This is a genomic window from Rhodococcus sp. 2G (genome assembly GCF_001886355.1).
Classification (GTDB): domain Bacteria; phylum Actinomycetota; class Actinomycetes; order Mycobacteriales; family Mycobacteriaceae; genus Rhodococcus; species Rhodococcus pyridinivorans.
This window is the reverse complement of sequence record NZ_CP018063.1, coordinates 1,210,456-1,236,422: the sequence shown is the minus strand read 5'-3', so window position 1 is coordinate 1,236,422 and position 25,967 is coordinate 1,210,456. Positions and strand designations below refer to the sequence as shown.

30 protein-coding genes and 1 pseudogene are annotated in these 25,967 nt (G+C 68.8%); 8 read left to right on the top strand and 23 right to left on the bottom strand.

Features of this window, described 5'->3' with window-relative positions; genetic code table 11:
• Nucleotides 1-33 precede the first annotated feature (33 nt).
• The gene (locus BO226_RS05820; RefSeq protein WP_071934797.1) at nt 34-972 is read right to left on the bottom strand and encodes a tyrosine recombinase XerC; all 939 of its coding nucleotides are present in this window, start codon (nt 970-972) and stop codon (nt 34-36) included.
• 85 nt (nt 973-1,057) lie between these two features.
• Between BO226_RS05820 and BO226_RS05815 the strand changes: the two genes are divergently transcribed.
• Nucleotides 1,058-2,245: a multidrug effflux MFS transporter gene (locus BO226_RS05815; protein WP_071934796.1), complete on the top strand. Its 1,188-nt coding sequence runs from the start codon at nt 1,058-1,060 to the stop codon at nt 2,243-2,245.
• A gap of 16 nt (nt 2,246-2,261) precedes the next feature.
• Here the strand turns inward: BO226_RS05815 and BO226_RS05810 are convergent, their stop codons facing one another.
• Complete coding sequence (locus tag BO226_RS05810; protein ID WP_071934795.1) at nt 2,262-3,026, bottom strand: siderophore-interacting protein; 765 nt, start codon at nt 3,024-3,026, stop codon at nt 2,262-2,264.
• A 114-nt stretch (nt 3,027-3,140) separates the two neighbouring features.
• Between BO226_RS05810 and BO226_RS05805 the strand changes: the two genes are divergently transcribed.
• Together BO226_RS05805 and BO226_RS05800 are read left to right on the top strand one after the other, a co-directional pair.
• On the top strand, nt 3,141-3,407 hold the full coding sequence (locus BO226_RS05805) for a DUF6953 family protein (RefSeq protein ID WP_006550968.1): 267 nt from the start codon (nt 3,141-3,143) through the stop codon (nt 3,405-3,407).
• A 142-nt stretch (nt 3,408-3,549) separates the two neighbouring features.
• Entirely contained in the window at nt 3,550-4,866 is a 1,317-nt protein-coding gene (locus tag BO226_RS05800) for a ClC family H(+)/Cl(-) exchange transporter (RefSeq protein ID WP_071934794.1), read from the top strand.
• Nucleotides 4,867-4,890: 24 nt separating this feature from the next.
• Here the strand turns inward: BO226_RS05800 and dprA are convergent, their stop codons facing one another.
• The 9 genes from dprA to BO226_RS05755 form a co-directional block, all read right to left on the bottom strand.
• Nucleotides 4,891-6,024 (bottom strand): DNA-processing protein DprA, encoded by a 1,134-nt coding sequence (dprA, locus tag BO226_RS05795; RefSeq protein WP_071934793.1) that lies wholly within the window; start codon nt 6,022-6,024, stop codon nt 4,891-4,893.
• Nucleotides 6,021-7,529: a YifB family Mg chelatase-like AAA ATPase gene (locus tag BO226_RS05790; protein WP_071934792.1), complete on the bottom strand. Its 1,509-nt coding sequence runs from the start codon at nt 7,527-7,529 to the stop codon at nt 6,021-6,023. The genes dprA and BO226_RS05790 overlap by 4 nt, the downstream gene beginning before the upstream one ends.
• The gene (locus BO226_RS05785; RefSeq protein WP_019289117.1) at nt 7,529-7,903 is read right to left on the bottom strand and encodes a YraN family protein; all 375 of its coding nucleotides are present in this window, start codon (nt 7,901-7,903) and stop codon (nt 7,529-7,531) included. Before BO226_RS05785 ends, BO226_RS05790 begins: the two co-directional genes overlap by 1 nt.
• Nucleotides 7,904-8,080: 177 nt before the next feature.
• A complete protein-coding gene (locus BO226_RS05780; protein WP_006550963.1) occupies nt 8,081-8,395 on the bottom strand; it encodes a DUF2469 domain-containing protein in 315 nt (104 codons plus the stop codon).
• 37 nt (nt 8,396-8,432) lie between these two features.
• Entirely contained in the window at nt 8,433-9,185 is a 753-nt protein-coding gene (locus tag BO226_RS05775) for a ribonuclease HII (protein ID WP_071934791.1), read from the bottom strand.
• Nucleotides 9,182-9,991, bottom strand: coding sequence for a signal peptidase I (lepB, locus tag BO226_RS05770; protein ID WP_006550961.1), 810 nt, complete (start codon nt 9,989-9,991; stop codon nt 9,182-9,184). Before lepB ends, BO226_RS05775 begins: the two co-directional genes overlap by 4 nt.
• A gap of 228 nt (nt 9,992-10,219) precedes the next feature.
• Nucleotides 10,220-10,561: a 50S ribosomal protein L19 gene (gene rplS, locus BO226_RS05765; RefSeq protein ID WP_006550960.1), complete on the bottom strand. Its 342-nt coding sequence runs from the start codon at nt 10,559-10,561 to the stop codon at nt 10,220-10,222.
• 83 nt (nt 10,562-10,644) lie between these two features.
• Nucleotides 10,645-11,550 carry a hypothetical protein gene (locus tag BO226_RS05760; protein WP_024100629.1) on the bottom strand — a complete coding sequence of 302 codons (906 nt, stop codon included), beginning with the start codon at nt 11,548-11,550 and terminating at the stop codon, nt 10,645-10,647.
• Between the two features lie 68 nt (nt 11,551-11,618).
• Nucleotides 11,619-13,979 carry a Tex family protein gene (locus BO226_RS05755; protein ID WP_071934790.1) on the bottom strand — a complete coding sequence of 787 codons (2,361 nt, stop codon included), beginning with the start codon at nt 13,977-13,979 and terminating at the stop codon, nt 11,619-11,621.
• 155 nt (nt 13,980-14,134) lie between these two features.
• Between BO226_RS05755 and BO226_RS05750 the strand changes: the two genes are divergently transcribed.
• On the top strand, nt 14,135-15,121 hold the full coding sequence (locus tag BO226_RS05750) for a hypothetical protein (RefSeq protein WP_232238063.1): 987 nt from the start codon (nt 14,135-14,137) through the stop codon (nt 15,119-15,121).
• Nucleotides 15,122-15,139: 18 nt separating this feature from the next.
• On the opposite strand, the gene trmD is transcribed toward BO226_RS05750, so the two are convergent.
• The 5 genes from trmD to BO226_RS28640 form a co-directional block, all read right to left on the bottom strand.
• Nucleotides 15,140-15,847 (bottom strand): tRNA (guanosine(37)-N1)-methyltransferase TrmD, encoded by a 708-nt coding sequence (trmD, locus tag BO226_RS05745; protein WP_006550956.1) that lies wholly within the window; start codon nt 15,845-15,847, stop codon nt 15,140-15,142.
• Between the two features lie 3 nt (nt 15,848-15,850).
• Nucleotides 15,851-16,438: a ribosome maturation factor RimM gene (gene rimM / locus BO226_RS05740; RefSeq protein ID WP_071934788.1), complete on the bottom strand. Its 588-nt coding sequence runs from the start codon at nt 16,436-16,438 to the stop codon at nt 15,851-15,853.
• Between the two features lie 10 nt (nt 16,439-16,448).
• Complete coding sequence (locus BO226_RS05735; RefSeq protein WP_006550954.1) at nt 16,449-16,691, bottom strand: RNA-binding protein; 243 nt, start codon at nt 16,689-16,691, stop codon at nt 16,449-16,451.
• Nucleotides 16,691-17,137: a 30S ribosomal protein S16 gene (gene rpsP / locus BO226_RS05730; RefSeq protein WP_024100625.1), complete on the bottom strand. Its 447-nt coding sequence runs from the start codon at nt 17,135-17,137 to the stop codon at nt 16,691-16,693. The genes BO226_RS05735 and rpsP overlap by 1 nt, the downstream gene beginning before the upstream one ends.
• 195 nt (nt 17,138-17,332) lie before the next feature.
• Complete coding sequence (locus BO226_RS28640) at nt 17,333-17,578, bottom strand: hypothetical protein (protein WP_071934787.1); 246 nt, start codon at nt 17,576-17,578, stop codon at nt 17,333-17,335.
• Nucleotides 17,579-17,926: 348 nt separating this feature from the next.
• Here BO226_RS28640 and BO226_RS05720 point away from each other — a divergent pair, with 348 nt between their 5' ends.
• Nucleotides 17,927-19,519 (top strand): hypothetical protein, encoded by a 1,593-nt coding sequence (locus BO226_RS05720; RefSeq protein ID WP_071936364.1) that lies wholly within the window; start codon nt 17,927-17,929, stop codon nt 19,517-19,519.
• Nucleotides 19,520-19,730: 211 nt separating this feature from the next.
• Here the strand turns inward: BO226_RS05720 and BO226_RS27945 are convergent, their stop codons facing one another.
• The 4 genes from BO226_RS27945 to BO226_RS05705 all read right to left on the bottom strand — a co-directional run bounded on the left by BO226_RS27945 (nt 19,731) and on the right by BO226_RS05705 (nt 21,187).
• On the bottom strand, nt 19,731-19,916 hold the full coding sequence (locus BO226_RS27945; RefSeq protein WP_228045013.1) for a hypothetical protein: 186 nt from the start codon (nt 19,914-19,916) through the stop codon (nt 19,731-19,733).
• A gap of 53 nt (nt 19,917-19,969) precedes the next feature.
• Nucleotides 19,970-20,263 (bottom strand): hypothetical protein, encoded by a 294-nt coding sequence (locus tag BO226_RS27940; RefSeq protein ID WP_232238062.1) that lies wholly within the window; start codon nt 20,261-20,263, stop codon nt 19,970-19,972.
• Entirely contained in the window at nt 20,260-20,652 is a 393-nt protein-coding gene (locus BO226_RS05710) for a hypothetical protein (protein ID WP_071934786.1), read from the bottom strand. The genes BO226_RS27940 and BO226_RS05710 overlap by 4 nt, the downstream gene beginning before the upstream one ends.
• 253 nt (nt 20,653-20,905) lie before the next feature.
• On the bottom strand, nt 20,906-21,187 hold the full coding sequence (locus tag BO226_RS05705) for a hypothetical protein (protein ID WP_071934785.1): 282 nt from the start codon (nt 21,185-21,187) through the stop codon (nt 20,906-20,908).
• Here BO226_RS05705 and BO226_RS05700 point away from each other — a divergent pair.
• On the top strand, nt 21,177-21,416 hold the full coding sequence (locus BO226_RS05700) for a hypothetical protein (RefSeq protein WP_071934784.1): 240 nt from the start codon (nt 21,177-21,179) through the stop codon (nt 21,414-21,416). The two genes, BO226_RS05705 and BO226_RS05700, sit on opposite strands and share 11 nt — an antisense overlap.
• A 93-nt stretch (nt 21,417-21,509) precedes the next feature.
• Complete coding sequence (locus BO226_RS05695; RefSeq protein ID WP_052227382.1) at nt 21,510-21,881, top strand: hypothetical protein; 372 nt, start codon at nt 21,510-21,512, stop codon at nt 21,879-21,881.
• A gap of 774 nt (nt 21,882-22,655) precedes the next feature.
• On the opposite strand, the gene BO226_RS05690 is transcribed toward BO226_RS05695, so the two are convergent.
• Nucleotides 22,656-23,063 (bottom strand): S41 family peptidase, encoded by a 408-nt coding sequence (locus tag BO226_RS05690; protein WP_071934783.1) that lies wholly within the window; start codon nt 23,061-23,063, stop codon nt 22,656-22,658.
• 109 nt (nt 23,064-23,172) lie between these two features.
• Between BO226_RS05690 and BO226_RS26920 the strand changes: the two genes are divergently transcribed.
• The gene (locus BO226_RS26920) at nt 23,173-23,547 is read left to right on the top strand and encodes a hypothetical protein (RefSeq protein WP_198040681.1); all 375 of its coding nucleotides are present in this window, start codon (nt 23,173-23,175) and stop codon (nt 23,545-23,547) included.
• 470 nt (nt 23,548-24,017) lie between these two features.
• On the opposite strand, the pseudogene BO226_RS05680 reads toward BO226_RS26920, so the two are convergent.
• Both BO226_RS05680 and ffh read right to left on the bottom strand, forming a co-directional pair.
• Nucleotides 24,018-24,332 (bottom strand): annotated as a pseudogene (locus BO226_RS05680) (amidohydrolase family protein); the annotation flags it as partial.
• Between the two features lie 64 nt (nt 24,333-24,396).
• Nucleotides 24,397-25,965: a signal recognition particle protein gene (gene ffh / locus BO226_RS05675; protein WP_024100624.1), complete on the bottom strand. Its 1,569-nt coding sequence runs from the start codon at nt 25,963-25,965 to the stop codon at nt 24,397-24,399.
• Nucleotides 25,966-25,967: the final 2 nt, after the last annotated feature.

The window sequence follows — 25,967 nt, the reverse complement described above, 5'->3', positions numbered from 1 at the left end:
TACCAAACCGGGACGGCTTCTCGGGCAGGCCGATCAGGCGCGGGGATGGGCCTGATCGTGCGCGGCGCGCAGGCGCGCCACCGACACGTGTGTGTAGAGCTGCGTGGTGGCCAGACTCGAATGGCCCAGCACCTCCTGGACCACGCGCAGGTCCGCTCCCCCTTCGAGCAGGTGCGTCGCAGCGCTGTGCCGCAGGCCGTGCGGCGCGAGGTCGGGTGCGCCCGGCACCGACGAGACGGCGTCGTGCACCACCGACCGCACCTGCCGCTGATCGATCCGGCCGCCGCGCTTGCCCAGCAGCAGCGCCGCACCCGACGACGGTCGTGCGAGATGCGGGCGTCCGTGACGCAGCCACGCGTCGAGCGCCTCGGCCGCGGGACCGCCGTAAGGGACGATCCGTTCCTTGTCGCCCTTGCCGAGAACCCGGACGACCCGCCGCTCGGCGTCGACGTCGTCGATATCGACGGCGCACAGCTCACCGACCCTGATTCCGGTGGCATAGAGCAACTCGACGATCGCCCGGTCACGCAGTGCGACGGGATCGCGTTCACGCGCACCGGATTTCGCGGCCTCCATGATCTCCAGTGCCTGGTCGTCGCGGAGCACGGCGGGCAGTGACCGATGCGGACGTGGCGAGACGAGACGCGTCGCCGGGTCGGCGTCGAGCCGCCGGGTGCGCACGAGCCATGCCGTGAAGACGCGTGCCGACGAGGTGCGCCGCGCGAGCGTGGTGCGGGCCGCTCCCGCCGCCACCATCCCGGCGAGCCAGGACCGCATCAGATCGAGATCGAGGTCGGTGATGCGCGCGTCGGGATCCCGGTCCGCAAGATGCTGCAACAGCGAGCGGATGTCGGTGCGATAGGCGCGGATCGTGTGTTCCGAACGGTTGCCTTCGAGGCGGAGGTGGTCGACGAAGTCCCCGAGGTGCACGTCCAGCGTCGCCGGGAGCATGTCGGATTCGTTGCCTCGCATGGGTCTACCGTGCGGCACGACCGGCTCGGGTGCAACGACCCGCGCCGACTAAGGTGCTTTCGTGAACAAAACGATCCCGGTACCGATGTTGTGCGCCCTGGCGTTGCTGTCGGCGATCGCGCCGCTCGCCACGGACATGTACCTCCCGGGACTTCCCGTCATGGCGGAGAGCCTGGGCAGTTCGACCGTGGGCGTCCAGCTCACACTCACGACGTTCATGGCGGGTCTCGGGCTCGGCCAGCTGCTCGTGGGTCCCCTCTCGGACGGCTGGGGCCGGCGACGACTGATCCTCGCCGGCACGATCGTCCTGGCGGTGAGCAGCGCGATCTGCGCGATGGCACCCACCGTCGAGATCCTGATCGCGGCGCGTCTGGTCCAGGGATTCAGCGGCGGAACAGGCATCGTCCTCGCGCGTGCGGTCATCGCCGACCGGGCGCGAGGCAATCAGGCCGCCAAGCTGTTCAGCCTGATGATGATCATCGGCGGCATCGCGCCCGTCGCCGCTCCCCTACTCGGTGGCGTGCTGCTGGGGCCGATCGGGTGGCGCGGCATCTTCTGGGTGCTCACCGGCCTGGCCGTTCTGATGGCCGTCGGCGCCTTCGCGTTCGTCCCGGAGACCCTGCCGCCGGAGAAGCGGCACGGCGGCGGTCTGAAGACGATGGCCGGCAACTTCGGGTACGTCCTCCGGCAGCGACGCTTCGTCGGTTACGCCGCCGCCATGGCCCTGGGATTCGGCGCGATGTTCTCGTACATCTCTGCCTCGCCGTTCGTCACCCAGAACATCCTCGGTCTGAGCCCGGGCCAGTTCTCGATGGTGTTCGCCGTGAACTCGGCCGGTCTCGTGCTGGCCAACGCCGTCAACACCCGCCTCATCGGCCGGTTCGAGGTGCGGACGCTGCTGCTCTTCGGTGTGACCACCATGTTCACGGCAGGGGCGCTGCTGTTGCTGACGATGGTCGTCGTCGGCTACGTCGCAGTGCTGATCCTGCCGCTGCTGTTCGTCGCGATCAGCATGATGGGCCTGACGCTGGGCAACGCCACCGCGCTGGCCCAGTCACAGGTCCCGAAGGCGGCCGGTACGGGCTCCGCCGTGATCGGTGCCTCTCAGTTCGGTCTCGCTGCCGTGGTCTCCCCGCTCGTCGGGCTCGGCGGCGAAGGCACCGGTATCCCGATGGCCGTCGCCATCGTGGTCTGCTCGGGACTCGCGCTCACCTCCGCGGCGGTGCTGGCGCGCGACTCGGCCTCGGTGCCGGCGCGCGAGTCCGCGAGCTGACCCGAACCGCCGGCCGTCAGTTGCTCTCGACGGCCGCCAGTTCGCTCTTCCACACGCGGAAACCCTCCTCGGTGCGTCCGCGACGCCAGTAACCCGAGATCGACGCGCGTGCCGGCGGTACGGCCCGTTCCTTCCGCAGGTACGGACGGATGTGCTTCATGACGGCCTCGGCCTCACCGTGCACGAAGACCTGCACGTCGCCGCCCGGCCAGGGCAGGGCCTTCACCGCTGCGACGAGCGGCGAGTTGCCGTCGATCAGGTCGGCACCGGCGTCACCGGCCGCGACACCGCGATGGAGCCACGTGATGTCCACACCCGCCGGCGCGTCGAGTTTCAGTTCGTCGCCTGGACCGATGACCTCCAGGAAGACCGCGCCCCGCGCGTCGGCGGGCAGGTCCTCGAGCGCACTCGCGATCGCAGGGATCGCGGTCTCGTCGCCGGCGAGCAGATGGAAGTCGGCGGAGCGATCGGGCCGGTATCCCGCGCCGGGTCCCCGCACCACGACCTGCGTGCCCGGTTGCACCGAGCGAGCCCACGGCCCCGCGACACCCTCGTCGCCGTGCACGACGAAGTCGATCCAGATCTCCCCGGCGTCCGGGTCCACGCGCCGGACGGTGTAGGTGCGGACGACCGTCTCGTCCCCCGCGGGCAGCTCGATCTTCACGTAGCTGTCGGTCTCCGCACGGGCCTGGAACTCGCCGAAGCCGTCTCCGCCGAGCACCACGCGGACGAAGTGCTCGCCGATCGCCTCGGTCCGCAGAACCGTGAGTGTCGTCCCCATGGGCGCTTTCCGTGCCACCGAACCTCCTATTAGGGTTACCTATCTCGCGTCACCGTACTCTGTCGCGGGGTGCGGCGGGGAGGTCACGATCGGCGAGGCTCTAGGCTCGAGAACATGAGCACCACCGCGGCCGACATCGCCACATGGATGACCGACATCATCACCACCGAACGCAGGGTCACCCAGACCGACATGGTCGACGCGATCGAGGCCAAGTTCGGCTCCGAGTGGATCTACGTGAACGACAACGGCCACCCCTCGATCGACCGCGCCGTCCTCAAGGAGTTCCGCAAGGCCCACCGCGGTGCCGTGAAATGGGACCGCGAGGACCGCGCTTGGTACGTCGAGGACGAGCCGACCGCCGACACCTCGGCCGAGTAGGCGGTCCTCCTCCGAATTCACCCTCGCGCGTCCCCGCGAAACGTCTCGGAGTCTGTGAACATACGGTCACGACTCCTTCGCGCGACCGTCTCCGGCACCGCCGGGCGGATCGGCGCGTCGGCGGCAAGTCGGAGGGCGCCGGGTGGACATCGAGAACGTGCGGGAACCTACCGTTCCCGCTCGCGAACTGGCGACGATCTGTGTGCTGGCGATCGTGGCCGGCGCCGTCATCGGCGTCGTCGGCGGGGCCTTCCGCTGGTGCCTGGAACGGCTCGAGCGATGGCGGATCCACACCGCGGAGTGGGCGCACGAACTTCCCGGTCCGGGATGGCTCGTGCCGGTGGGAATCACGATCCTTGGCGCTCTGCTCGCAGCGCTGATCGTCCGGATGGTCCCCCTCGCCTCGGGTAGCGGAATCCAGCACGTCGAAGCCGTCGACCGCGGGCAGGCCGAGCCCCCACCTCTGTCGGTGCTGCCCTCCAGATTCGTCGGGGCGCTCCTGTCGATCGGGTCGGGTCTCGTCCTGGGACGGGAGGGCCCGATCGTGCACATGGGTGCCGCGGTGGGCGCCGAGACCGCACGCTGCGCCCGGCGTCCCGAGCACGAACGTCTGCTGCAGACCTCGGTGTCCGGTGCCGGACTCGCGGTCGCGTTCAATGCCCCGATCGGCGGTGCGCTGTTCGTCTTCGAGGAGGTCACCGGCAGCTTCCGTTTCCGCACGGTCGTACCCGTCGTCCTGTCGGTGGCCGCCGCGGTGGTGTGCTCGCGGACGATCGTCCGCGACACCCCCGACTTCGCCGTGGACCCCATCGCTCCCCCGTCGATCGTCCTGCTGCCCGTGTTCGTGGTGTTCGGTCTGCTCACCGGACTGCTCGGCGCGGCCTACAACCGGATGGTCCTGGGCTCGCTGAGCGTGGTGGAGTCGGTCCGGTCGCTCTCCCCGGTGATGAAGGCTGCAATCATCGGCGGACTCGTCGGGTTGTTGTCCGTGGTCGCACCGTGGGCCGGCGGTGGCGGCGACTCCCTCGTCCAGCACGTGGTGAGCGGTGGTGCGCTCGCACTGCCGGTGGTCGCCTGGTACGTCCTGCTGCGGTTCGTCGCCGGCCCGCTGTCGTACGCGGCCGGGACACCGGGCGGACTGTTCGCGCCGCTCCTCGCACTGGGCGCTCTCTGGGGTCTGTTGTGCGCCGGGATCTGTACCGCGATCGTCCCCGGGATCGGGTCGTCCCTGGCCGTGCCGATGGCCATCGCGGGGATGGCCGCTCTCTTCGGCGCGTCGGTGCGGGCCCCGATCACCGGAGTCGTCCTCGTCGTGGAGATGACCGCGGCGACGGGAGTGACGGTCCCGATGCTCGCCGCGACGATCTGCGCCGTCGTCGTGGCGTATTCCACGCGGGTCCCGCCCATCTACGACAGCCTGCGCGACCGCATGTTCGGCACCCCTCCCGACCGGGGGTAGACCGCCCCGGGCGTCGATCCGCCGTCACGCCCGCCGCCACCCTCCGTCCGTCACCACCACCAGACCGTCGAGTTCGAGCAGGGGCAGCGCCGCCCGCACCCGCTCGATCGGCAGCCCCGCGGACTCGGCCACCATCGCCGGATCACAGACATCCGACGCCGGAAGCGCCTCGTAGACCAGGGCCATGTCGCCCGACAATCCGTCCAGGTCGCGGCGGAACAGGCCGTCGAGGTCGTCGTCCCCGCCCGCCAGCAGCGGACCGCACTCCTCGACGACGTCGCGCGCCGCGCCCACCAGACGCGCCTCGCCCTCCCTGATCATGCGGTGACAGCCCTGCGAGGCCGCCGAGGTCACCGGTCCGGGCACCGCCATGACAGGCCGCCCGAGTCGTCGCGCCCACGCCGCGGTGTTGCGCGCCCCGCTGCGCCAGCCCGCCTCGACGACGACCGTGCCGGCGGACAACGCCGCGATCAGCCGGTTGCGGGCGAGGAACCGGTACCGCGCCGGAGTCGTGCCCGGGGGATACTCGCTCACCACCAGACCCGATTCGGAGATCCGCCGCAACATCGTCGCGTGTGCCGCCGGATACGCCCGGTCGACACCGCAGGCCAGGATCGCGACGGTGGTGCCACCCACCCCGAGCGCCGCGCGGTGTGCGGCCGCGTCGACGCCGAAGGCCGCGCCGGACACGACCGTCCATCCGTCGGCGGCGAGATCCCCGGCGATCTCGGCGGTGACGTGCTCCCCGTAACCGCTCGCGGCGCGGGTCCCGACGATGCCGATCGCGCGTTCGGCGAGGTCGTCGATCCGCCGGCTCCCCCACACCCACAGCGCGAGGGGTGGCCCTTCGGCGTCGGTCGCGGTGTCGAGAGTGCCGAAGCCGAGCATCTGCCAGACAGGCCATTCGTCGTCGTCGGGCGTGACCAGTCGCCCGCCGGCCCGTCCCAAACGATCGAGATCCCGTGCCGCGGTATCGAGGTGTGCCCGCACCGAGTACCGCGACGAGAGTTCGTCGAGGCCCGCACCCGACCGGATGGCGGCTGCCACCTCGAGTACACCCTCGGCTTCCACTGCCGCCGACAACGAACGTGACGCACCCTGTGCGACGGTCGACAGATAGGCCCAGGCCAGGCGCCGTTCGTCGCCGTGCCCGCTCATGCGACACCCCGATCCCGGAAGTCGAGTGCGGCAGCGACGTGCGTCGCCGTCGGCGAATCAGAACCGTCGAGGTCGCTCAGCGTCCACGCGACCCGCAGTGCCCGATCCGCTCCTCGCGCCGTGATGGCGCCCTTGCGCAGCGCCCATTCGACGGGTTCGAGCGCAGCACGTGGAAGACGGAACTTCTGCCGGAGAGCCGGCCCGGGCACCTCGGCGTTGGTGGCCCAGCCGTGCTCGGCCCACCGCTCGCGTGCCGCGGCTCTCGCCCGGGCGACGCGCGCCCGTACGTCGTCGGTGCTCTCGCCGGTCTCCCCCATCAACGCGCTGGTCGCGACGGCTTGCATCCGGACCCGCAGGTCGACGCGGTCGAGGAGCGGGCCCGACAGACGCCCCAGATAGCGGCGACGTGCGGTCGGCGCACACACGCAGTCGGCGTCGCGTGGTGGTGCGCACGGGCACGGGTTGGCGGCGAGGATCAGCTGGAAGCGGGCCGGATATCGCGCGACACCGTCCCGGCGGGCGATGCGCACCTCCCCGTCCTCGAGCGGCGTCCGCAGCGCTTCGAGTGTCTTCGTCCCCATCTCGGCGACCTCGTCGAGGAACAGCACGCCACGGTGTGCCCGGCTCACCGCGCCGGGTTTCGCCATGCCGGTACCGCCTCCGATCAGCGAACTCACCGACGCCGTGTGATGGGGCGCGATGAAGGGCGGTTCCGTCACGAGCGGCCGGTCGCTGGTGAGGGTGCCCGCCACCGAATGGATGGCCGTCACCTCGAGGGCGTGACTTTCGTCCAGGTCCGGCAGGATCCCCGGAAGTCGCTGCGCGAGCATTGTTTTCCCGATTCCCGGCGGGCCGGTCAACATCAGGTGGTGCGCGCCGGCCGCAGCGACCTCGATCGCGCGACGCGCTTCGTGCTGGCCGACCACTTCGCTGAGATCGCCGCGCACCGCCCGCGGTGGCAGCGCGCGCGGATCGGGCCGTTCGAGCGGACCGTCGCCCTGGAGCCAGAGCACCATTTCGCGCAGTGTCTCGGCGCCGTAGACGTCGATGCCGTCGACGAGCGCCGCTTCGGTCATCGTCGCGGTCGGCACCACCACGCGCGACCAGCCGTGTTTCTTCGCCGTGAGCACGGCGGGCAGCACACCGCGCACCGGCCTGACGCGCCCGTCGAGCGCGAGTTCGCCGAGCAGCACCGTCCGGGAGACGGCCTCGGTCGGCACGACATCCGCTGCGTCGAGCACCGCGCACGCCAGTCCGAGATCGTAGACACTGCCGACCTTCGGCAGCGTGGCCGGCGACAGTGCGAGCACGACCTTCGAATCCGGCCACTTGGCACCGGAATTCGACACGGCGGCGCGCACCCGGTCGCGCGACTCCTGGAGCGCGGTGTCGGGCAGCCCGACCATCGTCACGCCCGGCAGACCTCGCCCGATGTCGGCTTCGATCTCGACGACCTGCCCGTCGATCCCGGAGACGGCGACCGACCAGGCACGGCCGAGCGCCATCAGAGGACCTGCTTGCGATGGGTGATCTCCGGGGCGTGTCCCCGCGCGAGCAGGACGGTGACCACATCGACGCGGATGTGCGACCAGCGGCGCGTCTGCTCGGACAACCACTGTCCGGCGAGGCGACGGATCCGTTCGGCCTTCGCGGGCGTCACCGCCTCGGCGGGGGTGCCGTATCCGGTGCCGGTGCGGGTCTTGACCTCGACGAAGACGACGGACGCGCCGTCCTGTGCGATGAGATCGAGTTCGCCGTATCGGCTGCGCCAGTTCCGTTCGAGCACGACCATGCCGGTCGACTCGAGGTATTCGGCGGCAAGATCCTCGCCTCGCGCGCCCAGATCCCGGTTGTGTGATGTCCGATTGGTCCCCTGCATGCCCCCACTGTGGAGGACCGGGGCACGCGGAATCGGGATCCGAGCACGAAGATCGGGGAAACTGTGGATGAGTGCGGTGCCTGTGCACAACGGCGGGCGACGAGCCACGGAGAACGGCTCGGTGTCGGCGCCCCGGCTAGGATGCGGCCGCTGTGCGCAGGGTCATCCCCGAGGGCGTCAGCCCAGCTTGTCGGGCAGTCTCAGTTCGGGCTTGTCGAGCTCTTCGATGTTGACGTCCTTGAAGGTGATGACACGGACGTGCTTGACGAAGCGGGCGGGACGGTACATGTCCCACACCCAGGCGTCGGACATGCGCACCTCGAAGTACACTTCGCCGTTGGCGTTGTGCGGCAGCAATTCCACCGCGTTCGCCAGGTAGAACCGGCGTTCGGTCTCCACGACGTACGCGAACTGACCGACGATGTCCCGGTACTCCCTGTACAGCGAGAGTTCCATCTCGGTTTCGTACTTCTCGAGATCCTCGGCACTCATCGGTCTCGGTGTCCTCCCAGTCTGGTGTGTCCTGCAATCATCCCGCATCCGCCTCGTCGGTGAACAATCGACGCCCCAGGTCGTCTGCATACGATCGACGAACCAGGTCGTCGGCGAACAGCCGACGTCGCACTGCGGGCACTCCGCACACCGAGCGCACATTGGCCCACGACCGCCGGTGCTGCGGCGACGGGCCGTGCTCGGCCAACGCCGCCATGTGCGTCGGAGTGCTGTAGCCCTTGTGTACTGCGAAACCGTACCCCGGTAGCTCGCCGTCGAGGTCGACCATCATGCGATCGCGTGTAACCTTCGCGAGCACGCTGGCCGCCGCGATGCACGCGGCCGCCGCGTCGCCGCCGATCACGGGCAGCGACGGCGCGGGCAGTCCGGGCACCCGGAAGCCGTCGGTCAGCACGTAACCGGGCGGAGTCGACAGACCTGCCACCGCGCGTCGCATGCCTTCGATGTTGGCGACGTGGATGCCGATCGCGTCGACCTCCTCCGCGGGGATCACCACCACGCTCCACGCCCGGGCGCGTCGCACGATCACCGAGTACAACTCCTCGCGGATGCGTTCGGTGAGCTTCTTCGAATCGTCGAGCCGGTCGAGCGACGCATGCGGCCGGTCGCCGAGCACGCACGCGGCGACGACGAGCGGCCCGGCGCAGGCACCGCGGCCGGCTTCGTCGACCCCCGCTACCGGACCGAGACCGCACCGCGCGAGCGCGGACTCCATGGTGCGCAGTCCGGAGGAGCGACGGATCACGGGTCGAGGTGGCCAAGCAGTCACGAGGGAAGGATCTCCGGTGAGTCGATGAGGCCCCATCGGCCGGGAGGCAGCACGATGAAGCGGGCTTTTCCGATGACATTGTCCAGCGGGATCGAGCCCTGGTGCTCGTCCCCGACGTGGTAGCGCGAGTCGGCCGAGTTACTGCGGTTGTCGCCCATCACCCAGACGTGGCCCTCGGGCACGGTGACGGGCCCGAAGCAACGCCCGGAGGGGACTTCGGTCTCGCAGGTGACGACACCCGGGGTGAACGGGAAGTCCATGGTCACGTACGGCTCGTCGAGTGGAACACCGTCGACGAGGACACGGCCCTGGTCGTCGCAGCATTCCACCGTCTGCCCGCCGGTCGCGATCACGCGCTTGACGAGGTCGTTCTCGTCCGGCGGCACGACGCCGACGAGCGAACCGATCTCCTGCAGTCCCCGCACGACGACGTTGTCGGAACGGGTCGAGGTGTAGCCGGCCGACCACGAGTCGGGGCCTTCGAAGACGATGACGTCGCCGGGACGGGGGTCGGTGAAGCGGTATCCCACCTTCTCGACGACGATGCGGTCGCCGGTGCAGCCCGGGCAGCCGTGCAGTGTCGGCTCCATCGACTCCGAGGGGATGAGATAGACCCGCGCCACGAAGGTCTGCAGCAGGAAGCTCAGGGCCAGTGCGACGACGACCAGGATCGGCAGTTCACGCCAGAACGACTTCTGCTTCTTCGCCTTCGGGGCGGTGTCCTTCGCTGCGGGGTCCTCGCGCCGGTGGTGTGCACCGTCGGCTCGATCGCTCCGAGCCGAACCTCGAACATCGTTGCGGTTCACATCCGGTCGAGCCGGATCGTGCGGGGAATCTGCCACCTCGACAGACTAGCGTCTGCGGCACGGCGGCCCGCCGAGGACGACCGTCGACCGGAAGGGAGAGCGACAGACCGCTGCCCACAACGACGACGACCCGGCCGGGACGGAAGTCCGGGCCGGGTCGTCGGATGCTGTATCGGGTGGCTCGGGAGCCGTGCCGAGCAGCCCGAGGGGCTGGTCAGCGGCCGAAGATCAGCGCTTCTCCTTGATCTTGGCAGCCTTGCCGCGCAGCTCACGCAGGTAGTAGAGCTTCGCGCGACGGACGTCGCCACGGGTCAGCACGTCGATCTTGGCGAGGTTGGGGCTGTGGACCGGGAAGGTGCGCTCCACGCCGACGCCGAAGGAAACCTTGCGGACGGTGAAGGTCTCGCGGATGCCGCCGCCCTGACGCCGGATCACGACGCCCTTGAAGACCTGCACACGCTCCTTGCTGCCCTCGATGACCTTGACGTGCACGTCGAGAGTGTCGCCGGGACGGAAGTCCGGGATGTCGTCGCGCAGCGACTTGGCGTCCAGAAAGTCCAGGGTGTTCATCGGTTTTTCATCCTCTTGTTCGCTCGAGCAGAGGAACCTGGCGGCGACCGCCGTGTGGCGGGCTCGACCGGTTCGTGCCCAGGTCAGGTAGGCGTGCCCGAACGGGGCAACCCGTCCATTGTGCCAGACGGAACATCGATCGATGAAATCGGCGGTGGCGCCGGCTTGACGCGACGGTCCAGTTCGGCCTCGGTCGCGGTGCGCGAGTGCTCGACACTGCCCCGCACGGTTTCGAGCGTCGGTGCGCCCGCGACGAGATCCTGCACGAAGATCTTGGCGCGGATCACCGGGCGCCGCAGTCGACGTTCGCGTTCGAGCGCGCGCGCCATGCGACGGGGCCGCTTGCCGTACCGCCAGCGAGCCCAGGGCGCGCCGGGCCGGGAGAGCCGGATCGCGCCGACCCACAGCAGCGGAACGACGAACAGCCCCACCAGGCCCGTCCAGATCTTTCCTTTCGCCAGGACGATCGCGGCGAGCAGGAGGTTCACGAGCACAGCCACCACCAGCGCGGCCCGTCCGGCCCAGTCACCGCTGTCCTCGAAGTTCGTGGTGTCCCCGAGTTCGAACGGTCGCAGACCGAGCAACCACATCCCGGTCACGGCGATCGCCACGAAGACGGCGTCGACGGACACCCGTCCCTGTTCTTCCCAGTACACGTCGTTCAGATAGAAGATCAACGCGAACTCGTCGAGTGTCAGTGCGGCACCGACTCCGAAGAGCGCCGCGAGGATGCACGCGGCGACGCGGTTCGCGTCCTCCGAGATCGCGATCAGTCCCCCACCGGCGATCACCATCGTGACGACACCGAACACCACGTGGTGCACGTGCTGACCGCCCGGGGTGATGTTGCCGGGCCACCAGCGCACCTGCGCGCGGATCAACCGCACGCTGATCCGGATGAAGACGAACGCGGCCACGAAACCGAGCAAGAAGAACAGCAGCGGCAGGCGCCCCTGATCGACGATCTCGCGCCGCATCCAGTCGAGCATCACCGGATCACCCCGGCCACCGTGGATCTCATGTCCACAGCATTGCAGGAGTGACCCGGTGATTCGCGTCAGTTGTTGCCGAAACCGGCGCGTCGCAGGGCGTCGGCCAAGGATCCGGAGGCGGCCGGCGTCGAACGGCGGTCGCCGCCACGGCCCTGCTGCCCACGATTGCCCTGACCGCTGCGTCCACGACCGCCGCCCTGGTTGCCGCTGCCCTGACCTCCGGGACGACGGCCACCTCCGCGCGGCTGGCCGCCCGACTTCTCGGCGCCCGGGGTGGGGACCTCGTCGTCGAGGCGCAGCGTCAGACCGATGCGCTGGCGCGCGACGTCGACCTCGAGAACCTTCACCTCGACGACCTCACCGGACCGGACGACGTCGTGCGGATCCTTCACGAAGCTGCGCGACATCGCGGAGACGTGCACGAGGCCGTCCTGGTGCACACCGACGTCGACGAACGCACCGAAGGCCGCGACGTTGGTGACCACTCCTTCGAGGACCATGCCGGGCTTCAGGTCGGCGACCTTCTCGACACCGGCGGCGAACGTCGCGGTCTTGAACTCCGGACGCGGGTCGCGGCCGGGCTTCTCGAGCTCGGAGATGATGTCGGTGACGGTCGGGACACCGAAGCGGTCGTCGGCGAACTCGTCGGCGCGCAGCTTCCGCAGGGTCGCGATGTTGCCGAGCAGTTCGCGGACGCTGCTGCCGGTCCGGTCGACGATCCGCCGCACCACCGGATACGCCTCGGGGTGCACCGCGGACGCGTCGAGCGGGTCATCGCCGTTGGGGATGCGCAGGAAGCCCGCGCACTGTTCGAAGGCCTTCGGGCCGAGTCGCGGAACGTCCTCGAGCGCTCGCCGTGCACGGAACGGACCGTTCTGGTCGCGGTGGGCGACGATGCTCTCCGCGAGCGAGCCGGTGATCCCCGAGACCCGCGACAGCAGCGGGACAGATGCCGTGTTGACGTCGACGCCAACGGCGTTCACCGCGTCCTCGACGACCGCGCCCAGCGACCGCGCGAGCATCGTCTCGGACACGTCGTGCTGGTACTGGCCGACCCCGATCGACTTCGGGTCGATCTTGACCAGTTCGGCGAGTGGATCCTGCAAGCGGCGCGCGATGGAGACCGCACCACGGATGGACACGTCGAGATCCGGGAGTTCCTTGGTGGCGTACTCGGAGGCCGAGTAGACGGACGCGCCCGCCTCGGAGACCACGATCTTCGTCAGCCCGGGCACCTTCGCCAGCGACACGAGTTCGGCTGCGAGAGCGTCTGTCTCACGCGACGCCGTGCCGTTGCCGATGGCGATCAGTTCGACACCGTGCCGCGCGACCAGCGCGGCGAGCACCGCGAGGGCCTCGTCACGCTTGTTGTGCGGCTGATGCGGATAGATGGTGGCGTGGTCGACGACCTTGCCGGTCGCGTCGACGACGGCGACCTTCGTGCCGGTGCGGTAGCCGGGGTCGAGGCCCATCGTCGGTCGCGTTCCGGCCGGTGCGGCGAGCAGCAGGTCCTTGAGGTTGGCGGCGAAGACGTCGACCGCGTCCTTCTCGGCGGACTGCCGCAGCCGCATCCTGATGTCCAGCGACAGCGACATCTGCAGCTTGGTGCGCCACGCCCACCGCACAGTGTCGAGCAGCCACTTGTCGGCGGCGCGTCCCTTGTCGGCGATGCCGAAGCGCGTCGCGATCCGGCCCTCGTAGTAGGTGCGCTCACCGGGCACCGGCTCGTCGATCTCGGGATCGAACGACAGCGACAGCACCTCCTCCTTCTCGCCGCGCAGGAGGGCGAGAATGCGGTGCGAGGGCAGCTGGGTGAACGGTTCCGAGAACTCGAAGTAGTCGGAGAACTTCGCGCCGTCGTTCTCCTTGCCGGACCGCACGGTGGAGCTCACCTTGCCGCGCGTCCACATCGCCTCGCGGAGCTCGCCGACGAGGTCCGCGTCCTCGGCGAAGCGTTCGACGAGGATGGCGCGCGCACCGTCGAGCTGCTCGGAGGTGTATCCGGCGGGGTCGGTGGTGGGGTCGCCGATGAGCGCGTCGGCGACGGGTTCGTGACCGGCCTCGCGCGCGATCTGCGCCTTGGTGCGCCGCTTCGGCTTGAACGGCAGGTAGATGTCCTCGAGCCGCGCCTTGGTGTCGGCGAGCATGATCTGTCCGCGCAGCGTGTCGTCGAGCTTGCCCTGCGCCTCGATCGATTCGAGGATCGCGACACGGCGCTCGTCGAGTTCACGCAGATAGCGGAGGCGTTCCTCGAGGGTGCGCAGCTGGGCGTCGTCGAGCCCGCCGGTCGCCTCCTTACGGTAGCGCGCGACGAACGGCACGGTCGCGCCGCCGTCGAGCAGTCCCACGGCCGCAGCGACCTGGTCTTCGCGGACGTCGAGTTCCTGGGCGATCCGCTGGTTCACGGTGTCGAGTTCGGTCGTCACGTCGAACGACCCTACAGTTGCCGTCCCCCGCCCGCGCCTGTGCCCGTGGGGCGCCCGCGCGCGTAACGGCACTCGCGCTCGCGAGCGGGGTCCGTGCAGGCTGCCGGGTGGACCGGCGCTATCGTCCACAGCACAATGGAATGCAGGAACCGGACATGAAGCACGGGCGCGGACGCGCACGATCGGGCGCGATGATGCTGTGCGTGGCCACCGCACTGGCCGTATCCGGCTGCGAATCGATGGACTCCCATCCGCTCCCGCACGAGGCGCTCGGTCTCGCCTCGGTGACGGACACCGATTCCGACGAATCGACCGTGACGCTGTCGACGGTCGAACTGCCCCGACAGATCGACGCGGCCGTCGCGCTCGCCGACAGCCGCGGAGCGCGCCTGACTGTCGCCGTGCTCGACCGTGAATCCGGGACCCGTGTGCTCGGCGGTTCGGACGAACCCTTCGAGACCGCCTCGACGGTGAAGCTGTTCATCGCCGAGGAGGTCCTGTACCGCGAGGTGACGGGCGAGGCGACGCTCGCCGACGAGGACCACGAGTTGATCCGGTCGATGCTGCGGTCGTCGGACGACAACGCGGCGACGCTGTTGTGGGAGACCTACGGTGGTCCCGAGATCGTCGAGCACGTCGTGGAGCGGCACAACCTGACCGGCACAACTCCCCCGGATCCGGGGTCCTGGTGGTGGAACACGACCACGACGGCGTCGGACCTGCTGACCTGGTACGACGATCTGCTCGGCGACAGTGCCTCCGGTGATGAGAGCGCGGCCCGGATCGTCGGCCATCTGGTGGAGTTCACCGACGAGGGCATCGACGGATACGACCAGCGTTTCGGGCTTCCCGAGGGTCTCGGCGACTCCACGGACCTGGGTGTGAAGCAGGGGTGGATGTGCTGCCTGGCCGGTGAATGGCTGCACCTGTCCACCGGGTTCTTCGGCGACGACCACCGGTACGCGGTCGTGGTCGCGGCGCGGGAGACCGTCACCTACGAAGAGTCGGATCCCTTCTACGACACCGGTTTCCTGCCCGACACGGCGATGTACGACGCGACGGACGACGGGAGCGCGCAACACGCGCGCGAGACCGTCACGCTGGCGGTCGAGACGACGCTCGGAAGCGCGCACCGGCCCTGAGGACCGTCGGGCCCGGCGTCAGTCGTCGGACGGGAGCAGATCGGGTCGTCGTTCGCGGGTGCGTTCGAGCGACTGCTCGTGGCGCCAGCGAGCGACCTTGCCGTGGTCGCCGGACAGCAGCACCGGTGGCACCTCGAGGTCGCGCCACACCGCCGGCCGAGTGTAACTCGGCCCTTCGAGCAGTCCGTCGGAAAACGAATCCTCTTGATGCGACGCCTGATTGCCGAGTACACCGGGCAGCAGACGGACGACGGCCTCGACCATGACGAGGACGGCGACTTCCCCACCGATGAGGACGTAGTCGCCGATGCTCACTTCTTCGACGCGCACGCGCCGCGCGGCATCGTCGAAGACGCGCTGGTCGATTCCTTCGTAGCGGCCGCAGGCGAAGACGATCCGCTTCTCCTTCGACCACCGTTGTGCGGTGGCCTGATCGAAGCGGCGACCGGCGGGCGTCGGGACGACGAGCAGTACGTCGGGATCGGTTTCACCGTCGGGCCCGGCGAGCACGTCGTCGAGCGCCGGTCCCCACACGGTGGGTTTCATGACCATGCCCGGTCCGCCGCCGTAGGGCGCGTCGTCGACGGCCTTGTGCACGTCGTGCGTCCAGTCGCGCAGGTTGTGCACACCGACGGAGATGAGCCCCTTGTCGATCGCCTTGCCGAGCAGGGCGACGCGCAGGGGTTCGAGATATTCGGGGAAGATGGTGACGACGTCGAGCCGCACGGACTACTGCTTCCCCTCGGTCGACTTCTTCTTGGACGGCGGTTCCCCGAAGTCGGGGTCGAGGAGTCCTTCGGGCGGATCGATCTCGATCACGCCGTCCCGGACCGACACCGTCGGGACGATCTCGGTGACGAACGGGACGAGTAACTCTCCGCGCTCCTGGCCGGCTGGCCGGATCGACAGCAGTTCGCCGGCGGCCGTGTGCAGGACCTCGCGGACGGTGCCGACCTCGGTTCCGCCGTCGGGGCGACCGGCGACGATCCGCACCGTCAGCCCTTCGAGTTCGTGGTCGTAGAACTCGTCCGGGTCGTCGGACGGCGGAAGGTCGGCGCTGTCGACGACGAACAGCACCCCGCGCAGTGCGTCGGCGGCGTCGCGACCGTCGATGCCCTGCAGGCGCAGCAGAAGCCGCCCGGAGTGCTCCCGGGCGGCTTCCACTGTGTACTCGTGCAGGTGCCTGTCGCGAGGCTTACGGCCACGCAGGACCGCGCCGACGGCGAAGCGCTCTTCGGGTTCGTCGGTGCGAACCTCGACGACGACTTCGCCTCTGATGCCGTGCGACTTGGCCACACGGCCCACGACGAGCTCCATCGACGCTCGCCTAGCGGTCGGTGTCGACGACGTCCACACGGATACCCCGGCCACCGATTCCGGTGACGAGGGTCCGCAACGCGGTCGCGGTGCGACCGCCGCGGCCGATGACCTTGCCGAGGTCGTCGGGATTGACGTGCACCTCGACGGTGCGGCCCCGACGGCCCGCGATCAGGTCGACGCGGACGTCGTCGGGATGGGCGACGATTCCACGAACGAGATGCTCGACGGCATCGGCGACCACGGCGCTCATTACTCGGCGGCCTCGGTGGACTCGGCCTCGGTGGACGCCTCGGCGGCCTCTTCCTTGGCAGCCTTCTTCTTCTTGGGCGTGACGGCCTCGGCAGCCGGCTCGTTCTCGGCCTGCGCGAGAGCGGCCTGGAACAGCTCGAGCTTGGACGGCTTCGGCTCCGCCTTCCTCAAGGTGCCCTCGGCGCCCGGCAGGCCCTTGAACTTCTGCCAGTCACCCGTGACCTTGAGGAGGTTGAGGACCGGCTCGGTCGGCTGCGCGCCGACGGCCAGCCAGTACTGCGCACGCTCCGAGTCGATCTCGATCAGCGAGGGCTCTTCCTTGGGGTGGTACTTGCCGATGGTCTCGATGGCCCGGCCGTTGCGACGGGTGCGCGAGTCCGCAATGACGACGCGGTACTGCGGGTTGCGGATCTTGCCGAGACGGGTGAGCTTGATCTTGACAGCCACTGCTGTGTTCTCCTTCGGGGTGCGCCGAGGCGCGTGTCACGTGCAATTCGGACGACGCGCCCTTCTGGCACGCCCGGTTTTGCCTCTAGCCTGTGACCGCCGCGCGGTACGTAACCGGATGCGACGACAGCGAACCATTCTGCCAGACGCGCGAGCCAGGACGAAACCGGCACCCGGTGACTCCGCGCACCCTCTCTACAGCCGCGCGGGGCGCCCCGAGACCACCCGGCCGCGGAGCACCACAAGATCGGGACGCGCGGCCGCGGGGTCGCTGCGCGGATCCTCCCGGCACACGACGAAATCCGCCGACGTCCCCGATTCGAGACTCGGGTGCCCGAGCCATGCGCGGGCCTTCCAACTCGCCGCGGCGTACGCCTCGGTCGGGTCGAGACCCACGCGCACGAGCGATGCGATCTCGTCGGCGATGCGCCCGTGCTGCACCTGGTGCCCGCGTAGATCGGGATGCCGGCCTCGTGGGCAGCAGCGCCGATGGTCCCGTCGACGCGCGCGTACCGTGCAGAGTGCGCATGTGCGCCGCATACACCGGGAATCGCGTCGCCGATGAGTTTGACCCATCCGTCACCGGCCCGGGCCTGACGGGCTACTTCGTCGGGCAGCTACGACTCGTCCTCGAGGTCGACGGGTGTAGGGATGCAGCGAAGACTGGCCGGACACGCTGCTGCACATCGACAGATCCCGGGTGTGTCAACAGTACTCGTGCAAATGCGCGACTCGGTCGACCGCAGCGCCGATCGTGCGCGGCGGCAGCGTGTCGGGCACGCTGGCAGAGTGACAGAGCCTGACCAGGTGTGGTGTCCGCAGACTCGGCTGCCGGTGTTGGTGACCACCGTGTCGATCGAAGACGGGGAGACACCGCCCCCGGAAGTCGGTGCCATTGCGGTTTTTCCGTTGTTGTTCGAGGAGATGCCCGCCGATCCGGCGGATCCGTCGATCGTCACGCTTGGTGCTGTGGCCGAGCCCCTGCATTCGGGGAAGCCCGCGTTGCAGCGGCCCGGGGATGGGCGGCAGTGGTGGGACTGGACCGTGTTGCTGCGCGGTGTGGGGTGGACGGCGACCTGGTACACCCGTCGTCCGGTGCTCGGTGAGGTCGAGGTCACCGGCCGGCTGATCGGTGATCTGTCGTATGCCACTACCGGGCGGATCCGCGGCCGGGTCAGGGGCATTCACGTCGCATCCGATCGATACCGGCGCGAGGTCGATCAGCCGCACTCGCCGTTCAGGCCGGTGTCCGGCACCCGTCGCTATCGGCAGGTCACCACGTCCCCGCGATCGTTCGTCCATGTTGCCCGGCCCGCCGGACCCGACCCGCTGGTCGAGCGCATTCACGAGGTAGGCGTGCTAGTGGATCTCGACTTGACGGATGTGCCGCCACCGCCGCTGCGGCCGAGCGTGATCCCTGCCGCGATATCCGCGCACGACTCGGACCTGTGGATCGCCGACCGTGAACTGCCCCTGGTCGTGCATCTCGACGCCGGCCGGCGCGTGCGCGAGTACATCGTGCCCGGGCAGATCTTCGATGCTCCGCCGGCCGATCGCACCCGCTCGGTGTGGGCACACGCCGACGGCTGCTGGGTGGGCGGCTGGGACGGAATTTTCCACTGCACCCGGGGTGGCACCGTCGAGGCGGTTACTGACACACCGATTCGAGATGGCGCAGCCCATGGCCAGACCCTGCTCGCCGTGGCGGTGCCGGATCGCGGCGCCGCCGAGCTGATCCTCGCTCGCCCGGGACAGGACCTGGTGAGGCATCCTGCCGAGCAGTGGGGCGATCTCGAATCGATGACGACCTGCGAGGACGGGTTTGTCCTGCTGTTTCGCCGGCGTGACTCGAGCACCGGCGTGCTCGGAGCGGCGCGCCTGGTCCGGGTCGATCTGCACGCCACCGTGACCGTCGGTGCGCCGCTGGAGACCGCGGGGATGTCCTATCGGCCGTTTCTGACCGGCCTTCCACCGACGATCGTCGACGGTGCCTCCGCATACCGGGTACTCGACGATCTCACCCTCGCTCAGCCGAACTCGCTGCCCGATCATGTCCTCGGCGGCGGACAGATCGATGACCTGCTCTGGATCGTCGGCCATCCCCCGGACGGTTCCGGCTGTGGGCGGTGGTGGCCACTGCCGGGGCCGGCCGTGTATCCGGCCGATCACCATCAATACTGGCTGTTCACCCGCCTCGATCCGGTCACCTGGGAGCCGATCGCCAGCATCCCGATCCGCAGTCCCCGCCCGGACGTCACCATCGACGGAGCCGGCACCGTGTGGGTCACCGCTGCGGGGGTGCATGCCTTGCCGCACCAGCACATGAACCCGACGGAACTGCTCGATGTCGCCGAACTCCTCGACCGCTCCCGCCTCCGGTAGCCGAGCACTCACGAGGCGCAGGTCCGTGTACGCACGCAGCCCGATCACCGGTCCGGCCGCGTCCGTCCACCTCCATTCTCCGCGCTGCGCAAGGCAGTACAGTGGTTCGAGGGGGCTACGCTTCTACATAGACCGTGGCATGTTCACAGCACGCGGGAAAACGCAGGTCGGGCGCAGGAACACCGCGGCGGCCACGGGGCGAGCCGATGATTCAGTCGTCCTCCCAGACCAGTTTGTGCAGACGCATCGCTTCGATCAGATCGGGGTCGTGCTCCTCGACAGGGCCGTAATCCAGCACCGTGACGTTCTTGCTGACCGGTCCGTCACCGGGACGCTCGTACAGCGCCCAGAGCACCAACCCGTCACCGTGCCGGGACTCGAACTCGATGCCGGCCACCGGCTCACCGCCGGGATCGGAGAGAGTGTTGATCCACTGGGAGATCGCCCGGGTCAGGGCACGCGGGCGGGCATTGCGGATCGCCGCGGTGTCGAGGTCGAGCAGACCGTGTCGGATCGCATGGGGCCGGACAGGGTGCGCAGGGTGGCCACCGATTCGGGGTCGCCGGGCGCGACGAACCATCCGCTGATCGTGCCGCTGCCGGTGAAGCGCCCGTCGGTGGCGAACTCCCACGGTGCCCACGAGGTCGGCGAGTAGCCGACCCGGTAGGCGGCCACACCGTCGACGTGGACGCAGCGGACATCCCCGCGCGAGGTGGAGATCAGCGTGCGGTCCGGTGCGCTCATCCGACCGTCGCGAACTGCCGGGCAGCGGCGAGGACCTTCGGGCCGACGTCGGACAGCTCGCCTTCGCGCAGCAGCAGCGCCGGCGGGCGGTCGTCGAGGATCGGGTTCAGGCCCTGGAACCACGTCTGCGCTACGGCGGGGGTGTCGCGTTCGGCGATCAGCCGGGCGGCGCGGTAGGCGATGCGCAGGCGTTCGACGTCGGTGTCGTTGTTGATAGTGCGGGTGCCCTCGGCCCACTGGCGGACCGCGCGGGTTTCCTTGACCTTCCCCAGGTAGGCGACGAGCTTGGCGCCGAGCAGGTCGCGCAGTGCGGTGACCAGCTGCGATTGGGTCATGCGGGCGGCGTCGTTGTAGGCGGCGAGGTCAGGGCGTGGGTGTGCGGCTGTCATAACAATCCACCTCCTGATCACAGGGTAAATCACAGTCTTGATGCCGTCGAAGTTCCCACCTCGAGTGACTGTTCAGGGTTGATTCTTCGAGTGTCGGTCCGTGCGAGCTTCGCCGAGTACGGCGCGGGCAACGACTCTGAACATGCAATGTGTCACCGCGCTGAGCGCCTACGGATTCCAGGCCGTGCCTCACCAGCGTGGACGCGGCTCTGCGGTGACTCCAACCGCAGATCGTCGTCTGTGTGGCTGTGAGTCAGTCGCTGGGGGTGGACGCGGTGGGGTGTGTGGTCAGGGCGAGCAGGACCGTGGCCATGATCGAGGCGGCGAACTCGGTCATCGGCCGCTGGGGATGGTCGGGTCCGTAGAACTGTTCGAGGAACGCCCGCAGGTAGCAGGCACCGGCGATCGATGCGGCGACTCCGTCGATGGGGGCGTCGGCGGCCACGGTGCCGGCGCGCTGTTCGCGCTCGAGGAATCGGGCCACGGCGGCGGGCAGCAGAGCCGGGCCGGCGCCGTGCGCCTCCTTGACCGACAACGGCTGGCTGCACCTCGATCCGGTCGCCCCGGGCACCACCGCCATGTGGATCACCGATGCGGGCCGCGAGCTGCTCGAGCAGATGAGCCGCACGCACGCGCGCACCGCGCAGACCCTGACCGACGGCGTCTCCACCGAGGACTACGAGACCGTCCTGCGGACGCTGGCCACGATGCTCGACAACCTCGACGCGGCGACACCACGATCCGAGACGAACCCGACCGGATGATCGCCCGGAAGTGCTTGTCCACCACGATCGGCGGATGCTCCACGCGGGTCTGCGTGCCAACACGGCTGGGTGGGTCTTGGCTATGGTGCCGAGATGACCACTACCGATGCTGCGCACCCCTCGTCCTCCACCATCGACCTCGAGGGCAGAGTGTTCACCGGTGTCAGCAACTCGCCCACCGGACAGGTCAGTAGCGCCACACGTTTTCGGTACCACCAGGACAACGCTGTCATCTGGGCCGACTACGACGGCGGAGAGATAGTGCGGGGTTTCCTCGTCGGGACACGTGACGGTGAACGGCTGCACTTTCGCTACACCCACCTCAGTGTCGACGGCACTACCGCGAGTGGAGTCTGCGACAGTCGGATCGAAGTGCTCACCGACGGTCGCCTACGCGTAGAAGAGAACTGGGCCTGGGAATCCCGCCCCGGAAAGGGTACGAGCGTGATCGAAGAAATCCGCTGACCCGTCGGACCCGCTGCATCGACGGACGCCTACAGCACGAACGCGAACCAGTACGGGATGCGCTGCGCTCTGCGTAGATGACACGTCCCCCGCACCCCCGGGTGGAGAGCGCGCCGGCGGACACAGAAACGAGCCCAACCTCGGCGGTGGTCACGGCGTCGAGGGCCGTCCCGCGGCCGCGCGGGACGATCCGGCGTCGGTCGCGGCGGGATCGAGGACCACTGCGCGGGGAAGCGGCCGTCGGCGGAGACCCGGATCGACATTGCGATCGCCGGCGCGACCGTCGGACATCGCCTGGCTGGGATGGAGCGAACCGTAAGAGACCGCAGGAGTTGTCGTGGACGGACCTGATCCCGGTATGGACGACGTCATCGAGTCCGTGATTCGTTGTGGCGGCAGCGCCGGCTATCAGATGGGACTCGACGATGCCGGCCAACTACAACTGACCGCAACGGACGATACGCCCGTCGATCCACCGGTGAAATTCGTCTTCAGTGAGCAGGAACTATGGGACTACTACGTCAGCTGCACCGCGCCCTCCTCGATCAGCCGGGACACCGTGGGAAACATGGCTCATGTCGATCCCGACTCGTCTCGACGAACCTGCCTGGAAGGCAACGACTCTGAACATGAAATGTGTCATCGCGATCAGCCCCTACGGATTCCACGCCGTGCCTCGATCGACGTGGGCGTGACACTCGTGATTGGTCGAATGTGCGCTGGACTGCCCCGACGGCATGGGCCCCTCCGACGCGGTCGAAGCGGTGTCGTTGCTCAGTTGCATCCGCGATCGCGCAACCATTCCAGTGCGGCCACCTCCGCGCCGTCGCTGGAGGTGCGGTGATCGGCAGCGACGGGTTCCTCAGCGAGATTGACGCCGTCGCGGTCGACATACGTACTCTCGGTGAGAACCAACAGTGCTCCGTCGTAGAGCGGGTGCACCGAATTCGCTGACGTGTATCCCGCGCTGTCCGCCCCGAACGACCGGGCGTTGTCGAGACCACGGAACGCCGTGAGCACCGCCTCACCACTTGAGACCGTGTCACCGTCCTGGAGCACCACAACAGGCTGATCGGCGATCTTCGCGACAGCACCGACCGAGATGACGGTCCCGCCCATCCCGGCACCGTCGTCGAAGATGGTCACGAGCATGTCCTCGCCCGCGCGGGTGCGAAAGGTCATCGCGGTGAACCGTCCTGGACGAGGTGGAGGCTCCTGATCCAACAAGGAGAATGCTGGTATGCCTGCACCGAGGAAGTACGACGCGGAGACTCAGGAGCGTGCGGTCCGGATGTATCGGGACCGGATCGCCGAACACGGTCGGGTCGGTCTTGCGGGGCCGCAGAATGCGGCGAATCTCGTAGATGGCGTGCTCGTGGCTCTCGAGGATTGCCTCGACGGCATCCAGGACGTTGTCGAGCTGGTGCTCGCGGAGCATCTCGATCAGGCGGCGGCCGCCGACGAGGCCCTGCGCTGGATTGAGCGCGAGTGCGAGGTGTTCCATCAACAGGGTTCTCGCGCCGACTTCGGGTGCTTCGGCATAACGAGCGAAGCTCTCGGCGCGACTGCTCTTGTTGGCGAAGCTGAACGAACAGAATGTGCACGCGCTCTTGCCGACGCGGGTGCCGAGGATCGAGCGGGTGTAGTCGATCGCGTCGGCGCGTGACCACCCCCAGTAGATCAGCGGGTACTCGCCGGTGCGTCGGTCGGTGTTGAACAGTGCGTCCTTGTCCTCGCGGCGCTGCTCGCCTGCCTCGAATCCCATGACGTGCCGATAGGGACGGCCGCGGGTGATCCGAGTGATCACCGGGTCGAGGACATCGCCTTTCGCGACGCCGACACTGGAATGTGTCGCTGCCGCACCGACGACCGCGGCCGCCGCACCGACACCAGCGATCTCGGATCCGGGGCACCCATCGAGCGCCATTCCCACAGCACCGGTGCTTCATCACCAGCGAGGCGAAACCACCATTGTGAAGTCACGAAAGGCCCCAGTTGCCGAGTGCGGGACATGACCGCCCATCCGCAGAACACGTATGCGGACCCATACACGGGCCTCCCCCGGTCAGGGATGTACTTCCGTCCTTCCCATCATCGAGGGATCGGCTACTTTAGCGGGCTACATCAGCGAGCGCTGGGCAGGGCGATGTGCCGGCCGGCCCGGATGATCCGGGACAGGTCCGCCCGCTGATCGAGGGCCCGGGTGTCGACAGGCGACCCGGCGTCGCGGAGCAGCAGGACACCCGCGTCGCGTTCGGTGACGGCCTGCGCGAGCAGACCCTCCTCGTCCTCGGCTCCCCCACCGAACCGGAGGCCGACATGGCAGTGCGCGTCGACGAGGCCCGGCAGGATCCAGCCGTCGGCGCAGAGCACCTCGGCGTCGCGGCCGGGCTCGGCCGTGAACGCTCCGTCGGCCCCGACGAACAGTTCGACGGGTTCGCCGTCGGCCAACGACCGGCCTCACACGACGAAGGAACGCGCATCACCCTCGGTCACGGTCATCCCCCGGCCCGGCTCAGTTCTTGGGGAACTTCAGCTTCGACAGGTCGAAGTTCTCGAGTCCCGGAGGAAGCTCGTCGAGGCCCTTCGGCATCTTCGACAGGTCGGGCATCCCGGCGGGCATGCCACCCGGGAGACCGGGGAAGCCGCCGGGCATACCGCCCCGCACCTTCGGCGGCGTCGGTCCGCGACCGCCCTTCTTCCCCTTCTTGCCCTTCTTGCGCTGATTCTTGCGTGCGCCCGGCATGCCCATCTGGCCGGCCATGGCCGTCATCATCTTCCGGGCCTCGAAGAACCGGTCGACGAGCTGGTTGACGTCGGAGACCTTCACACCGGAGCCGTTGGCGATGCGCAATCGCCGCGAGCCGTTGATGATCTTCGGGTTGGCGCGCTCCTCCGGCGTCATGCCGCGGATAATCGCCTGGATGCGGTCGAGCTGCTTCTCGTCGACGTTGGCGAGGGCGTCCTTCATCTGCCCGGCTCCGGGCAGCATGCCCAGGAGATTGGCGATGGGGCCCATCTTCCGCACGGCCATCATCTGCTCGAGGAAGTCCTCGAGGGTGAGCTCGCCGGAACCGATCTTGTTGGCGGTGGCCTCGGCCTGCTCGGCGTCGAAGACCTGCTCGGCCTGCTCGATCAGGGTGAGCACGTCGCCCATGCCGAGGATGCGGCTGGCCATGCGCTCGGGGTGGAAGACGTCGAAGTCCTCGAGCTTCTCACCGGTGGAGGCGAACATGATCGGCTGGCCGGTGAGCTCGCGGACGCTGAGCGCGGCACCTCCGCGAGCGTCGCCGTCGAGCTTGGTGAGCACCACGCCGGTGAAGCCGACGCCCTCGCGGAACGCCTCGGCTGTGCTCACGGCGTCCTGACCGATCATCGCGTCGAGGACGAACAACACCTCGTCGGGCTGCACGGCGTCGCGGATGCCCGCGGCCTGCGCCATGAGTTCCTGGTCGATACCGAGGCGACCGGCGGTGTCGACGATGACCACGTCGTACTGCTTGTTGCGCGCCTCGGCGATGCCCTGCTCGGCCACGGCGATCGGGTCGGCGGCGGTGACTCCGAGTTCGTTCTCGCCTCCGCCGATGGAGGTGCCGGGATGGGGCGCGAAGACCGACACGCCGGCACGCTCACCGACCACCTGCAGCTGGGTCACAGCGCCGGGGCGCTGGAGGTCGCAGGCGACCAGCATCGGGGTGTGCCCCTGCGCCTTGAGCCACTTCGCGAGCTTACCCGCGAGCGTGGTCTTACCGGCACCCTGCAGACCGGCGAGCATGATGACCGTCGGCGGGTTCTTCGCGAACTGCAGACGACGGGTCTCGCCGCCGAGGATCCCGACGAGTTCCTCGTTGACGATCTTGACGACCTGCTGGGCCGGGTTGAGCGCGCCATGCACCTCGGCGCCCTTGGCGCGCACCTTGATCTTCTTGATGAACTCGCGCACGACGGGCAGCGCGACGTCGGCCTCGAGCAGGGCGAGGCGGATCTCACGGCAGGTCGCGTCGATGTCCGCGTCGGACAGCCGCCCCTTGCCGCGCAGGTCCTTCAGGACCCCTGTCAACCTGTCGGAAAGGGATTCGAACACCG